At 67.6% G+C, this 13131-nt stretch carries 16 protein-coding genes; 2 read left to right on the forward strand and 14 right to left on the reverse strand.

Annotation, left to right across the window (positions count from 1 at the left end):
• Positions 1-37: 37 nt before the first annotated feature.
• The 8 genes from ACFMQL_RS13985 to xerC all read right to left on the reverse strand — a co-directional run bounded on the left by ACFMQL_RS13985 (position 38) and on the right by xerC (position 7143).
• Positions 38-265, reverse strand: a complete 228-nt coding sequence (locus ACFMQL_RS13985) for a hypothetical protein (RefSeq protein ID WP_364064694.1) — start codon at positions 263-265, stop codon at positions 38-40.
• Between the two features lie 29 nt (positions 266-294).
• Positions 295-714 (reverse strand): plasmid replication, integration and excision activator, encoded by a 420-nt coding sequence (locus tag ACFMQL_RS13990; protein WP_364064697.1) that lies wholly within the window; start codon positions 712-714, stop codon positions 295-297.
• A gap of 175 nt (positions 715-889) precedes the next feature.
• Entirely contained in the window at positions 890-1714 is an 825-nt protein-coding gene (locus tag ACFMQL_RS13995; RefSeq protein ID WP_364064700.1) for a protein phosphatase 2C domain-containing protein, read from the reverse strand.
• 2 nt (positions 1715-1716) lie between these two features.
• Positions 1717-2556, reverse strand: a complete 840-nt coding sequence (locus ACFMQL_RS14000; RefSeq protein ID WP_364064702.1) for a sigma factor-like helix-turn-helix DNA-binding protein — start codon at positions 2554-2556, stop codon at positions 1717-1719.
• A gap of 415 nt (positions 2557-2971) precedes the next feature.
• Positions 2972-3382 (reverse strand): ATP-binding protein, encoded by a 411-nt coding sequence (locus ACFMQL_RS14005; protein WP_364064705.1) that lies wholly within the window; start codon positions 3380-3382, stop codon positions 2972-2974.
• A 100-nt stretch (positions 3383-3482) separates the two neighbouring features.
• Positions 3483-4322 carry a helix-turn-helix transcriptional regulator gene (locus ACFMQL_RS14010; protein WP_364064708.1) on the reverse strand — a complete coding sequence of 280 codons (840 nt, stop codon included), beginning with the start codon at positions 4320-4322 and terminating at the stop codon, positions 3483-3485.
• Positions 4323-5709: 1387 nt separating this feature from the next.
• Positions 5710-5952 (reverse strand): hypothetical protein, encoded by a 243-nt coding sequence (locus ACFMQL_RS14015; RefSeq protein ID WP_378785856.1) that lies wholly within the window; start codon positions 5950-5952, stop codon positions 5710-5712.
• 135 nt (positions 5953-6087) lie between these two features.
• The gene (gene xerC, locus ACFMQL_RS14020) at positions 6088-7143 is read right to left on the reverse strand and encodes a tyrosine recombinase XerC (protein ID WP_378785857.1); all 1056 of its coding nucleotides are present in this window, start codon (positions 7141-7143) and stop codon (positions 6088-6090) included.
• A gap of 261 nt (positions 7144-7404) precedes the next feature.
• Here xerC and sigJ point away from each other — a divergent pair, with 261 nt between their 5' ends.
• Positions 7405-8277 carry an RNA polymerase sigma factor SigJ gene (gene sigJ / locus ACFMQL_RS14025; protein WP_364064723.1) on the forward strand — a complete coding sequence of 291 codons (873 nt, stop codon included), beginning with the start codon at positions 7405-7407 and terminating at the stop codon, positions 8275-8277.
• Positions 8278-8585: 308 nt separating this feature from the next.
• Here the strand turns inward: sigJ and ACFMQL_RS14030 are convergent, their stop codons facing one another.
• Positions 8586-8774, reverse strand: coding sequence for a hypothetical protein (locus ACFMQL_RS14030; protein WP_364061425.1), 189 nt, complete (start codon positions 8772-8774; stop codon positions 8586-8588).
• Between the two features lie 146 nt (positions 8775-8920).
• Here ACFMQL_RS14030 and ACFMQL_RS14035 point away from each other — a divergent pair, with 146 nt between their 5' ends.
• On the forward strand, positions 8921-9283 hold the full coding sequence (locus ACFMQL_RS14035) for a hypothetical protein (RefSeq protein ID WP_378785858.1): 363 nt from the start codon (positions 8921-8923) through the stop codon (positions 9281-9283).
• A 227-nt stretch (positions 9284-9510) separates the two neighbouring features.
• Here the strand turns inward: ACFMQL_RS14035 and ACFMQL_RS14040 are convergent, their stop codons facing one another.
• The 5 genes from ACFMQL_RS14040 to ACFMQL_RS14060 all read right to left on the reverse strand — a co-directional run bounded on the left by ACFMQL_RS14040 (position 9511) and on the right by ACFMQL_RS14060 (position 12817).
• Positions 9511-10053 carry a hypothetical protein gene (locus tag ACFMQL_RS14040; RefSeq protein ID WP_378785859.1) on the reverse strand — a complete coding sequence of 181 codons (543 nt, stop codon included), beginning with the start codon at positions 10051-10053 and terminating at the stop codon, positions 9511-9513.
• A gap of 50 nt (positions 10054-10103) precedes the next feature.
• Positions 10104-10691: a hypothetical protein gene (locus ACFMQL_RS14045; RefSeq protein ID WP_364061434.1), complete on the reverse strand. Its 588-nt coding sequence runs from the start codon at positions 10689-10691 to the stop codon at positions 10104-10106.
• Positions 10692-10838: 147 nt separating this feature from the next.
• Positions 10839-11552 carry an RDD family protein gene (locus ACFMQL_RS14050; protein WP_364061437.1) on the reverse strand — a complete coding sequence of 238 codons (714 nt, stop codon included), beginning with the start codon at positions 11550-11552 and terminating at the stop codon, positions 10839-10841.
• On the reverse strand, positions 11549-11935 hold the full coding sequence (locus ACFMQL_RS14055; RefSeq protein WP_364061440.1) for a PadR family transcriptional regulator: 387 nt from the start codon (positions 11933-11935) through the stop codon (positions 11549-11551). Before ACFMQL_RS14055 ends, ACFMQL_RS14050 begins: the two co-directional genes overlap by 4 nt.
• 366 nt (positions 11936-12301) lie before the next feature.
• Entirely contained in the window at positions 12302-12817 is a 516-nt protein-coding gene (locus ACFMQL_RS14060; protein WP_364061443.1) for an Lrp/AsnC family transcriptional regulator, read from the reverse strand.
• Positions 12818-13131: the final 314 nt, after the last annotated feature.

The raw sequence follows: 13131 nt of genomic DNA on the forward strand, positions 1-13131 counted from the left end.
CGCAGGAAGTTGCCGCTTCCAGCGGCCCCGCTGGATGTCAGGCCGACCGCCGGCCGCGAAAGGTCCGCTCCACGCTGCGGGCGAAGTCGTTCGCTTCACGGGCCAGTTGCCGGGCGAACTCGACTTCCGCAGCCGTGACGCGGTCCGCCTGGGCAGTGGCGATCTGCACCTGCGTGGTGCCGAACCGGATGATCAGGACCGGCGTTCTGAGCTGATAGGAGTGGTTCTCGGCCACCGCGCCTTCGGCGGTGTTGATGGTGATCACGCTCGTCGGCCGAGCCTGCCGCCGCCCGCTCATGCCGCGTCCGTTGCGCTCGGGGCCTGCTTGGCCGTACGGCGCGGGGCCGGTGCTCGCATTTCGCGGGCCCGGATGGAGTAGGCCAGCCGCCCGACCTGGTTGACGTACGGCGTGACCGTGATGTGGTCGAACTCGACCGGCGTGAACGGCATCCCCGGCACCGCAGCCGGGCAGGCCGGCTGAACCGGCGACAGGATCTTGACCGCCACCGTCTTCTGCGCGGGCTTGAGCGTCGGGTCGGCGTCCACGACGGCGACCTGCCACACCGGTTCGCCGGTGGCCTTGTCGCGTGCCTGGACGAACCGGCCGTTGGTGGAGGCGTCGAAGTCCTTGACCTGCTCGACCTCCCCGACCAGGTAGCAGCCGTGGGGGAAGACCATTTCGAACGTGACCGGGATCGGTCCTTGGAGTGCCATGTGGCGTCCCTTCTGTCAATCCCCCTAGACAGTGGCAGGTGTCCTGCTCGACGAACTGTCTAGGGGGCTATGCAAACGAAGATACGGACGGTGTTCCCGGACTGTCTAGGGGGGTAAACGGAGTCGGTCTCAAAAATGCCGAGCGGTTATGGATCGAGTGGCGGTTTCTGCTGTTTCAAGGCATTGAGAGCGTGACCACGGTGGCGTCGTCGAAGGTCTTGCCCCGTGGCCAGCGGGCTCCGGTGGGGTCGCTGTGTTCGGCGGCGCGTACGCGGCTGATCAGCGCTTCCGGTCCCTCTTGGTCGAGCAGGTCGAGGGTCTGCCGCCAGGTGGCGAGGTGGAAGCGATCGACGAGACGGGATGCGCCGTCGCTGAGGAGGACCGCCGTGCGCACGGCCTCCTGGGGGACGGTCCCGGTGAGGGCCTGGTCGGCGGCGAGGGGATCGGTCGCGGCCACCCAGAAGCCGCCGTCGCGGTTGCGGTGGGCGCGCAGGGTCTCGACGTATTCGCGGTGGGCTTTCTGGTGTTCGGGGGTGCCGGAGTCGAGGGCGTCCATGGCCTTGCGGTAGCGGGCGCCTACTTGGGCTTCGCGGTCGTCGCAGATGACCATCGGGTCTGTGGTGCCGCCCGTGTCGAGGATCAGGCTGGAGTCGGCCAGGACGAGCCATTCGAGGGCGTCGTCCGTACGGCGGAGCATGACCACGGTCGCCGAGGGCGAGCCGGGGTGGGCGAGGTCGCAGGTGTCCTCGTGCAGGCCGGCGACCGCCTTGATCTCGCCTGCCAGCAGCTCGGGCAGGGTCTCGTTCGGCTTCTGCGTCATAGCGGCCAGCAGCGAGGAGCCGAGGGTGCGCGCGTACCACGCGACCCCGTGCGAGCAGCCGGACTCCGAGCCTGGGGGTGTTCCAGCCCCGTCGAGGAGGACTGCGGCGTCCGCGGTCACGGCGGCGAAGTCTTCATTGGGACGTCCCGGTGCCGCCTCGGTGGCCAGCGCGACGCGCATGCTCACTCCTCTTCGTGCCGGTAGAGCGGACTGGCGAGTTCGACCTTCACGGGTTCCCCGCTGTCCGGGGCGTACTCCGTGGCCACGATGGTCGAGAACGGCTTGTCCGCCACCTGACCCCACAGCGCCGTCAGCTCGGTTTGCAGGAGCCGGACCACGCCGAGCGTCCCTTGCGGGTGGATGCCGGTGAAGACCAGGACGTTGCCGGCCCCGTCAGGGCGAGGAAGCCGTCCCAGGTAGGCGTAGTCGACCGGCCGTGCGGGGTCGTCGTCGGAGCCCGATCGGTAGCGTTCATCGGTACGGGTGTCGTGAAGGGTCCACACGTCCTCCTTCACCCACTCCAGCACCGGGTCCCGCTCGTACAGCTCGCCCATGACCGTCGAGAGTCGTGGCCCGCAGATCACCACGAGGTTGGGCCGGTTCAGGTCGATCTCGCCGCCGAGGGGTACGTGCTCCAGCTCCACGGCCAGATCGAACCCACGCGCCAGATCCTCCAGCCGCTTCGCCGCCGCGACGTCCTCGACGGCCACGACAGGGCGTGCCTGCCGGGCCTCGCGCTTGAGGGGCGTGACGAGCGTGATCGTCCCCTGGCCGAAGAACGCTCCCTCAGGGGCAGGGCCGGTGTGGCGGATCTGGTGGATGCGGCCCCGGGTGAGGCCGGCTTCCTTGGCGATCTGGGCGTACGACATGCCCTGTGCGTGCAACTCCTGGATGACCCGCCGGCGAAGACGCGACAGCTCGGTCACCTCCTGCTGCGCGGCGTTCAGGCGCTCGGTGGCGACTCTGAGCAGTTGATACGGATCTTCGATCGCGGCGATCCGCTCCACGTCGTTCGATGGCAATGGTCCCCCTCGGATCATTGCCGATGAGTCTAGGCCCCTAGACAGAATGGCGTCTATCCCCCTCGACGGTACGCATTCAAGCGGTTCGCCGGTTTTGGGATGTACTGCCCGAATTGCTGAGCGTCGTCGAGGAACCCCGCGCGGGCTCATCGAGCATGCCCTGACAACAGAGCCTGCCACACCTCGTGCGCTTCGCCGGTCCGCATCCGGAACGTGTCGGACACTCGCCATCCTTTGCCGGCCCGCACGTACCGTCTGACGAACCCCTGACCTGCGGCCTCGCGCAGTTCGTACACGATCTCCTGGCAGTCGCATGTCCACTGGACGACCCTCTGCCTGCCGTCATCACGAGGCGCCCGCCAGGGGAGGGCTTTGCAGGTGGGCTGCGGAAGCCCCACGTGGGGCGAGATGCACATCAGCAGTCCCGGCGCTGAGGCTGCGGCGCTTCGTGCAGCGAAGCCCAGACCGTGCGGCCCCTGTGGTCGCCCAGCACGCCCCAATCGGTCGCCATCTCGGAGACGATCCGCAGGCCGCGCCCGCCTTCCAGCTCGGGATACTCGGGGAAGATTTGTGGTCTGCCGGGGCCACCTTCGTCCAGGACGCCGATCCAAACTCGGCGGCGTTCGGCGCGAATGGTCACATGGAAGCGACCGCCGAACCGTCCGCTGGCCGAGTGCCGTATCGCGTTCGTGGCCAACTCGCTCACGATCAGCTCGGCCGTCTCGACGTCCGGCCAGCCCTTGAGGAACGTGGTGACGAAGCGCCGAGCTTCCGTGATCGAAACGGTGGACCCGAGGAAGGAGCGGGAGATGCACCAAGCTGACACGGGACACTCCTGGGTATCTAGGGGACTATACGCCGCCGCGCACCCAGCGTATGAGCAGCATCGCAGCAAGCTCAAGGTATTAGACGTATAAATGCGCGCCTTAGTGAGAGCGGGTTGTCAGTTCCTTCATGTCCTGGGCGATCTGCCCGAGAAAGTCCCGCAGCTCGTCCCCGTACACGGCGGCGTTGCCGAAAAGCTCGAAGGTCTCCTCGTGTGCCGCCACCTCATGCGCCTGCGTCATCGTGAGATCACCGGTCAGGGACTCGACCACGCTCACGCCGTCGTCAAAGAGCGTGAACCCGTGCAGCGGAAAGGCCGGCGCCTCCACCGTCCACGGCACAACCCCCAGCCGCACATGCGACAACGTGGACACCTGAACCAGCCGATCGATCTGCGCCACCATCAGCGCCGGCGACCCCGGCCACGTCCGCACCGCTCCCTCGGTCAGCACGAACGCGAACTCCCGGCCCGCCTCGAACAACACCGCCTGAGACTCCACACGCACGGCCGCCGCCTTGGCCGCGTCCTCCTCATCGACATCCCGACCGATCGCGAGCGCCAGCCGCGCATATTCGGCCGTCTGGAGGAGAGCCGGGATCATGGCCGACTGGAACGACCTCACCCGCCGAGCCGCACGCAACCGAGCCGCGTTGGCAGCCTCCCGGCCGGCGAGCCCACCCTTGAGCCTCGACACCTCATCACGCAGCCGCGCTAGCAGGCCATCCAGCTCTGCCCGCTCGTTCTCATCCAGTGCCAGGGCATCGACCAGGCGCTCAACGGTCTCCGGGGTGGGAAGCAGCCGGCCGGTCTCGATCCGGGAGACGGTGGGCTGAGCGATCTGGGCGCGCTGCGCCAGCTCCTTGCCCGTCAGCCCTGCCCGCTTGCGCAATCTCCGCAGCAGCTCACCCAACGCCCGCAGGCGATCCCGTCGATCCTCCACACCGAGCGTTCTACCACTCTGGCTGTGGCGGGCATTGCCGAATTGTTCTCATAGGGATCAAGCGGCGGCGCGGCGCGCCGCCGTACCCCGGCCCTCCGCCCGCCCGCCATCCGGGCGTGCGGCCTGGGGGCCGGTCCCGAACGGCGGCGGGACACCGGGCCGGGCACCGCACACCGGCCCCGCCGTACCGACCGAACCCGCCGACCGAAGTTGCCACGCCGCCGCACGAATGCAGCCCTTACGATCGCCACAGCATGGCTGGTCGCCGTACGTGCTTGGGGGCGATCGCCGAGCCAGGGTTCGTTCCTCACCCTGGCTCACCGGTCATGGGGCTGATCTCCGGACTTTGCTGTGGGACCATCCGGGTGAGCACCGTACGGACGGTGCTCGTGAGAGCCGAGGAGCCCGGCGTGTTGCTCGTGACAATCCTCTGGTATTCGATGCCAGTCGTCCTCGTCGGTGCGTCTCTCCTTGTGAGGTCCCGTAGCCCTCGACGCGAGGTCGTCTACTTGTCGCTTGCTTTTGTCGCCCTGGCCGTTGCCCTCGTGGTCGCCTGGGTGACGGATCGGGAGGGATGGGGAGTCTGGCTCTTCTTCCTTCTTCCCGTCATGCTGGTTACCGGGGTCCGGTTGATCATTGCTGCGGTGACGGTACGGACTCCGGCGGCTCTACAGGGAGGGCGGAAACGCGATTTGGGAGCCACCTTGGGAGCCACCCGAACAGACGATCATGAACACCGGTGAACGGTGGCGTACAGCGAAGATGCCGTTAGCCCAGGTGGCGAACGCCCACGAACCACCGTGGAGATCGTTTGGGCACCTTGTAAACAGAAGGTGCCGATAGGACTCATCGTGGAATATACGCGGGATGATCTTCACCTTCTCGGGTTTCATTGCCCACTCAGCAGCAGGGCAGCGGGCGTTTCGATGGCGATGCTGTGTCGGACTCATAATCCGATTGTCCTTTGTCCTCCTTGCTGCCCCGAGTATCCCGGCCGTGCCCGCCGAGTCAAGGGCGCCTGCGGCGTCGCTGCGCGATCAGCTCCGCTGACCCTTGACGCGACGGTCCCCGGCCTGGGGGTCGGCAGCTACGAGGAGGACGGGGCGGACCAGGAGGCGGGGCGCGGGCCCCTTGCTTGGGCAGATCGGGTCGCGTGATCGTCGTGCCATTAGCGTGCCATTGAGAGCGGTCAACAGGGGGTACTCGCGGTCACTTGTGGACTGCTTTCTGCGCAGGTAGGAGCCGTTTTTCCTGGTGATCGGGCCGATTTGCAAGCAGGAAGTCAGGAGTTCGAATCTCCTAGGCTCCACTGCACGTAGAAGGCCACTTCCCATGATCGGGAGGTGGCCTTTTCGATCTTGTACAGCTGCAAAATACAGCTACAGCATCAACTTGCCTCGACACGCTCGCTCTGCTCCTGGGGGATCGGGAAGCCGTAGCGCTGTGAGATCTCCTTGAGAGCCTCGACGCAGGCTGACTGCACTGGCTGGTAGTCCGCGTACCGGAGCTTCACGCTCGCGTACGGCTCGTTCGGACACGGACCCCGTTCCTCAGTCATCCCGTGCCAGCCGCAGAGATCTTTGTATCCTTCTGTGTCCGGGTTGTGGTTTTCTCGCTCGTAGGGCTTCACTCAAATCACGACATGCGCCATGGCCATGACCTTATGAGCGCTTGGTGACAGCAGGATCGGGAATCGCTGCGGTGAGGGACCTAGATTGCGCGAAGGCCACCCCCAGAGGGATGGCCTCAGCAACGATCTTCGGTCTCAACGGTCTAGGTGATCCCCGAGGCGCTTGAGTGCCTTGCGCGTCTCCTCCGAAGACACCTCGCTGTAAATGTTCATGGTCACTGCGATCTGTGAGTGGCGAAGGATCTGCATGGCGACGCGAGGGTGGACGTCGAGGGCGACGAGCAAGGATGCGCAGGTCTTGCGAGTCGCGTGGACGTGAACTTTCCGGACTCCCGCCTTGGCGCAGGCGTTCGCGAAGCTGCGCCGGAAGTTGGACGGCTCGATCGGTCGGCCACTGGCGGTGGTGAAGACGAGCCCCGTGTCCTGCCAGTCGTCTCCAGCCGCTTCTCGGGCGGTGTCGCGTGCTCGTTGACGAGCGCGGAGGGCCGTCGTGACGACCTCTGGGAAGGGCAAAGTGGCGTCGGACGCGTCGGTTTTGGTCTGGCGGTGTAGCAGCTTGCCCCCAACGCGCTGGAGCTGCCAGCCGATCGTCATCTCGGCCCGGTCGAGATCGACGTCTTCCCAGCGCAGCCCCAGCGTTTCACCCAGACGCAGCCCGAGGACGAGCACCAGGACGTAAGCCGGGTACATCGGGTCGTTGTTCGTGCGTGCCGACTCCAGGAAGGCTCGTGCCTCTTCGACGGACCAGGGCTTGACCTTGCGCTTGCGCGGCACCGACATCTTGACGTTGGCGGCGACGTTGCGGGTCAACGTCTCCTCCCGTACGGCGTTGCTCAGGGCGGCCCGCAGCGTCATGTACGCGTCGTGAACCGTCCACTCCGAGGGCAGAGACCGACAGCACTTACCAATGGCGCAGCAGCGCCGACGCCGCTTCGGGTTGCTGTGATGCTCGGGGCGTGCGGCGTCTTTGCCCTGGTCGCAGCAGAGGCAGGAGCGGCGCAGCTTGTTCAGCCAGGTTTGGACGTCCCGAACGGTCAGCTTGTCGAGCCGCTTGGAGCCGAGCGAGGGCGTGGACGCGCCCGTGCTGGCGGCCAGGGTATTGCCGGTGTGCCGGAGATCGTGAACATGGATCTCTGACAGCGAGCCGTGGGTCGGGCATGTGCCCGGCCTGGGGCGCAAGAGGGGCTTCACGCGCTGCATCCGACCGGCCAGTGGCGTTGACGAAGCCGTCGGAGCGCATACTTGCGCCATTTGCCCTTGTTGATGCGGCCGGCGTGGTCAGCCTCGTTTCGTTCACGAGGGACTCGTCTTCGTCGCCGGCTCGGCGGGGTCGGTGAGGCCGGCCAGGGGCAGTGCCTGGTCGGGGATACGCCTGGTCGCGGCGGCCGAGGTGGCGCCGGGCTCTTAGACTCGGCGGTCGAGCGCTGATCTGGAAAGGACAGGAGGCCGGGGGTGGAGCCGACAGGTCCGCTGGCGGAGGCCGACTGGCGGTCGCATCGGCCCGCCGTGTTCGGGGCGGCCTACCGCATCCTCGGCAGCGTGGCCGAGGCCGAGGACGTGACGCAGGAGGTCTGGCTGCGCGCCGCCGCCGCCGACTTGTCCGGGGTACGCGACCTGCGGGCCTGGCTGGTGACCCTGGCCGCCCGGGCCTCCTACAACGTGCTCAAGTCGGCGCGCGTCCGGCGGGAGTCCTACGTCGGACCCTGGCTCCCCGAACCGCTGCTGACCGGGCCCGACGCCGCCGCTCAGGTCCTCATGGACGAGTCGGTGAGCACCGCGATGCTCGTGCTCATGGAGACGCTCACCCCAGCCGAGCGCGTCGCGTTCGTGCTGCACGACGTCTTCGACTTCCCGTTCGCCCGGGTCGCCGAGGTGCTCGGCAGCACGCCCGCCGCCAGCCGCAAGCTCGCCTCACGCGCGCGAGCGCGAGTCGCCGCGGTCAAAGAGCGGCCCCGGGCGTCCAAGGCCGAGACCGAACGCCTGCTCAAGGCGTTCAAGGCGGCCGCCGACGCGGGAAACATGACTGAGCTCGTCGAGCTGCTGCACCCCGATGCCGTCTATGTCGCAGACGGCGGCGGCAAGGTCACCGCCGCGCGCAGGCCGGTCCAGGGCGCCGAGCGGATCGCCCTGCTGACGGTCAGGCAGATCGAGATGAGGCGTCCCGACGCGTTCCAGATCATCGAGGTGAACGGGCAGCCGGCCCTGGCGACCTACCACGGTGGCGAACTGATCTGGCTCGACACCGTGGAGATCGCCGACGGGCGGATCACGACGTTGCGGAGACTGGTCAATCCCGAGAAGTTCCCCCACATCGGTCACATCTGAACCCGCTGTCTTGTCTCCCTGTCGCCCCGGATCCCCAGGGGTGAGACTGAGAGAGACGAGATGGCACACGTTGTGATCATTGGAGGCGGTTTCGCGGGCGTGTGGAGCGCGGCGGGCGCGGCGCTGGCACGCGAGCGCGCGGACGGAGATGCGGACCTGCGCATCACGCTCATCGCGCCGAACGAGCACCTGGTGCTGCGGCCGCGCCAAGATTCTGCGGGACGCCTTTCACCGAACCGGCCGGCAGGATCAGCGTCCAGTGGCGGTGTTCGATGACGTCGGTGATGCGGGACAGCGGCTGCTCGGGTTCACGGACGAGGGGTGGCGGAAGGCTTCGTCTGCTGGGCCCCGTGCCCGTACGACAGCGCCAGGCCGAGAGACACGGCCATCGCGATGCCCAGGAGAACGTTGGACGATGCCATGCCGACCCCTGTGCCAATGGCCAGGCCGCAAGGGAGGCCGAACTTCCAGTTGGGGAGGGTCTTCATGTTCTTCATGGCTCACATCCTTCCGTGGAGGCCGCGTGCGCAGTAGAGACGGAGATCATCGGTGTCGCATGACATCTGTCAATGGGAGCTCGGACCGGCCCGGAGTACCGTGAGGCCGGTGAGCAACCGTGGGGTGCTCTCCGTAGGGTCCCGTCATGGAGATCCCCGAGCCGGCTGAACTGATCCGGCTCTTCGAGGACGAGCCGGAGAGCGAGTACGAGGACGTTCACTGGCCGGTCGGCCTGCACTCATTTCGCCTGACCCAGGGCTCGGCATCGGTCCTTTGCTCCATCGACCCCCTGGCGAGTGAGGCGTACATCAGCCTCTACGCGGACGGCGAGGAGATCGCCTACCTCGGGCGGCTGCGGCGTCTCGGGAGACTGTCGGTTGAGCGCGAGCGGTCCGGCTATGAAGGGCTGACGCTGTGGTTCCAGGAAGACTTCAGGGAGCCGGTCATGCTCCAGACCAAGCCCACGATCCGGCTGGCATGGGACGTGAAGTCTCTCGGCGAGACGTGAAGCGGCCTCGGGAAGGGTGTGATCAATCGCCGGGCGCGGCCTGGATCGGCTGACGCCGGCATGAACACGTCCGCCTCGTCCTCGGTCTCGACCGTGAACCCGTGCCGTTCGTACTGTCGCCTAACCGGACTACGCCTGCTGCGCGTTCAGCCGGGCAGGCCGTTGCGGGCTTGGGTGGCCGTGCTCGGCTGAACGCTATTCAAGGTCGTACGTCTCCGGCCCCGCGTTCACCGCGGTCCGAAGTCCTTGCAGGCCGCCTTTTGGGCGTCACTGTGGTGCGCGCCAGTGAGCGAGCTGTTTGCTCGTGCTTTTGACCACGCGCGGTTCCGACTCGTCCTGCGGCCAGATCTGGAGGAGATAACGGTCGATGACTTCGTCGGAGGTGTCGGTCTCCGCGGCCTCGTCCATGTTCTTCGCGTGGTAGCGGAGCCGGTACCAGCCCGGCCCGGCAGGCAGCGCGGGGAGTTCGTGGACGTTCTCGCCGCCCCATTCGTGCAGGGACAGCCGGCGGCCTCCGACTCGAGGCTGACTTCCACGATGTCCTCGTAACCTTCGGTGTCCGGCCCCGGGTCGTGGTCGGTCACGGTCACGGTGAAGCCGACCTTTCCGGTGTGCAGGCCCGTGATCAGGAAGGCTCCGCCCTCGTCCACCCGAAGGATCCCGACCGGGTGCTCGGGGTGGTCATCGGGTAAGTCCTCGAAGCCCATGGCGTCGTCGGTGTCGTCGAGAAGGTAGGCCTGGCCGTAGTGAACGCCCAGGTCGAACGACACGGTGTGAGTATCGGTCATGGCAGGGAAGCGTACGATCTCGCACTGACAATTCAGCGCGAGTCGCGTGGCGAGTGGCGCGATCTGCGGTGGCCGGCGGGGCCGGACACTGTGAAGGTTCCCGAGGCGGACGGTTCGAGCCGGTATCGCGCGTAGCGGTCGCCGGGCGGTGTGAACTCCAGGCCGTTCTCGTCGAGGGCGTTGCAGATCGTCGCCTGGCCGTTCGGGAAGCCGAAGCCCAGCGACACGATCGTGCCCTCGACGCCGTCCCTGTTGAGCAGCATCAGCAGTTCCACTGCCGTGCAAGGCTGTCCCACCAGCGCGGTGAGCTCGTCGATCGCGTCGTCTCGCCATTCGAGGTGGAAGTCCTGCCAGTCCAGGCCGCGTTCCGGGTCGATGGTGTTCCAGGTGATGGAGACCTCGTCGAACTTCCAGTGGTTGATCTCGACCTGTTCGCCCTCGAAGTTCAGCAGGATCGGGCAGTTCGTGAACCACTCGTCCGCATCGAGGTCCCACGCGAGGAGGGCGCGGGTCAGCCGGCGTCCTGTGAGGCGGGCCAGGCGCGCTCCATGCGTGGCCGTGATCGCCCGGCGGTCGCTCAGCCACTCCGGCCGGTATCCGGGGACTCCGAAGTCGAACATTCACCGATTGTCGCCCAGTCCATGCCTGCCGCTTGGGGTCTGCGCAGGGTTCACGAGCCTATGCGGCGGGTCGCGGAGTTCCGCGAGGCGGCATACGCGGTGGTGGCCAAGGCCACCACCGCCCCGTTCGTGAGCGCAAGGGCCCGTTCACTGTGACTTCTCGCCGCCGGCCACCGGTACGACCTTGGTCTCCGTCAGGCGGTCGAGGATGCGGCGCCGGTCGCCCCACACGGCCGGGACCCAGTCCACCCACGCGAACGGCCCCAGCAGCAGGCATAGCCTGCGGACGATGCCGGTGATCGGGTGGATGCGCAGCCCGTTCTCGGTGACGACGCGGAGCTTCATCAGGCGCTTGCCCGGCGTCATGCCGGTGCGCGCCTCGATCAGCCCGAGCCCGATGATCGACCAGGCGAGCGCGATGGGGAAGCCGAGCGTGTAGACGAGGCCGGAGTCGTCGTACGCGCCGCACCTCAGGGGTGTGAAGGCGACACAGCCTTCGCCGAACCTGAAGTACGTGGCGGGCGGAAACGACACCGTGAACCCGCTGCCGCCCTCGATGGTCCTGATCAACCCTTGTACGAACAGCGCGATCGAGATCCCGACCAGCGGCAGGTTGTCGATCAGCACGGCGATGAAGCGGATGTCGGTGCGGGCGGGCTTGGCGTTGCGCAGTTCGGCGAAGGAGGCCGCCGCCTCGGCCGGGGTGCCGAGCCGCTCTAACGCCTCGGAGAGCTCGCCGGCCTCCGCCGCCTCCGCCAGGTGATCGCCGAGCTCCGCCCTGGCCTTGTCGCGTTCGGCGCCGACGAGGTGGCGGGCGACCTTGTCGGTGTAGTCGTCGATGGTCTGTCGTACGTCGCTCATTCGTGTACCTCGCCCAGGGTGTTGAGTAGCTGGCGCATCGCGTCGACGAGGCCGCTCCACTCCTCGCGCAGCATGGCGAGGTACGCGCGCCCGTCCTCGGTGATGACGTAGTACTTCCGCGGCCTGGACCGCCCCTCGGCCTCCCAGGTCGCGACGATGTGGCCGGAGTCCTCAAGACGGTGCAGCAGCGGGTAGAGCGTGCCTTCCTTGACCTCGAGGACGCCCTCGCCCGCGTCGCGCAGCACCTTCATCAGCTCGTAGCCGTATCGGCGGCGAACGTTGAGCACGGACAGCACGGCCAGCTCGGTCGTGCCCCGCGCGAGCTCCCGGCGGAGCCGTGCGATGGTGGCCGACCCCGGCATCGTCTCGGCATCCTCAGTCATACAAGCACAGTACGACCCGATACCTTGCGCGACAAGGTATCGGGTCGAACATAGCTACCTGCTCTGGCAGATGGCGCCGTCTGACCGTTCGTCCAGGCCCGGGAGGGGCCGCTCACCGCACCGGCTCGTACAGCCGCGACACACGTACGGCCGGCGCCCCTCTGCCGGGGCCGGCCGCGATCCACCTGCCGCCCGACGCGTCCGGCCCGTACGCGGTCAGCGCGGCCCCGGGCACCGCGCGCGGGACCCAGCGCCCGCCCTGCCGGCTGCCAGGTGTGCGTCAGCCGTCATGCCTCGCCATCCGCCTCCTGCCGAGCACATCCGGCGGAGCGGCAGAAGCAGCACCGCTGAGGCTGCTCGCACGGGTCAGCGTCGCGGGCCGCGCCGGCTCGGGGTGCCGCGTCCCGCTCGTCGCGGTTCGCTCTCGGGGAAGAGGTTCGAGCTGCGGATGTGCTCGTACACGATGGAGGTGCGTACGTCGGCGACCTCCGGCTTCTCGGTGAGCCGGTCGATGACGAACGCGTACAGGTGATCGTTGGACGGCACCGCCACGTGCAGCAGGAAGTCCTCGTTGCCCGCGGTCACGAACACGCCGATCACCTCGGGCAGCCCGGCCGCCCACTCGCGGAAGCCCTCGATGTTGGCCCGCGTGGGCGGGCGTACACGGACCGCCACGAGCGCCTGCACGGCCCGGCCGATCTTGGCGAGATCGACCTCAAGCCGCGCGCCGGTGATGACGCCGCGGTCGCGCAGCGAGCGAGTGCGGTCGAGCGCCGTGGTCGGTGCGACGCCGACCGCCGCCGCGACGTCACGGTTCGTACGCCGCGCGTCGCGCATGAGCTCCCGCAGGATCGCCGTATCGAGTTCGTCCAGCTCAGCCATACGCCGAGTATCGCCGAACTTCATACGTCCCGTAGACGATCTTGCGAATATCCAACTACTGCCGCGTGAGTTTCCCGAATAATCGACGTCGAGGACGACGACGGACGTCGCCGCCCTGCAGCCGCATGAACCTCAGGCCGCCAGCTTGGTGATCAGCGCCGCGGCCTCTCGATCAGGCGGATCGAGGCGGGGTCCTCGGCGAGGTCCCACAGCGGGCCGTGCCGCCCGGGTAGAAGACGGCGTCGTAGTCCTCCACCGAGACCGAGTCCAGGCGTCTGAGCCGGCGGGGCCGGGAGGGTGCCGTCAGGCGAGGC

The organism is Nonomuraea fastidiosa (assembly GCF_042751225.1).
Taxonomy (GTDB): domain Bacteria; phylum Actinomycetota; class Actinomycetes; order Streptosporangiales; family Streptosporangiaceae; genus Nonomuraea; species Nonomuraea fastidiosa.

What these genes read in the sequence shown, in the direction of transcription:
- ACFMQL_RS14050 (WP_364061437.1), bottom strand. Translation starts at nt 11,552, where the DNA reads ATGAGCGACGTACGACAGACCATCGACGACTACACCGACAAGGTCGCC.
- ACFMQL_RS13990 (WP_364064697.1), bottom strand. Translation starts at nt 714, where the DNA reads ATGGCACTCCAAGGACCGATCCCGGTCACGTTCGAAATGGTCTTCCCC.
- ACFMQL_RS14060 (WP_364061443.1), bottom strand. Translation starts at nt 12,817, where the DNA reads ATGGCTGAGCTGGACGAACTCGATACGGCGATCCTGCGGGAGCTCATG.
- ACFMQL_RS14035 (WP_378785858.1), top strand. Translation starts at nt 8,921, where the DNA reads ATGGAGATCCCCGAGCCGGCTGAACTGATCCGGCTCTTCGAGGACGAG.
- ACFMQL_RS14030 (WP_364061425.1), bottom strand. Translation starts at nt 8,774, where the DNA reads ATGAAGAACATGAAGACCCTCCCCAACTGGAAGTTCGGCCTCCCTTGC.
- ACFMQL_RS13995 (WP_364064700.1), bottom strand. Translation starts at nt 1,714, where the DNA reads ATGCGCGTCGCGCTGGCCACCGAGGCGGCACCGGGACGTCCCAATGAA.
- ACFMQL_RS14055 (WP_364061440.1), bottom strand. Translation starts at nt 11,935, where the DNA reads ATGACTGAGGATGCCGAGACGATGCCGGGGTCGGCCACCATCGCACGG.
- ACFMQL_RS14045 (WP_364061434.1), bottom strand. Translation starts at nt 10,691, where the DNA reads ATGTTCGACTTCGGAGTCCCCGGATACCGGCCGGAGTGGCTGAGCGAC.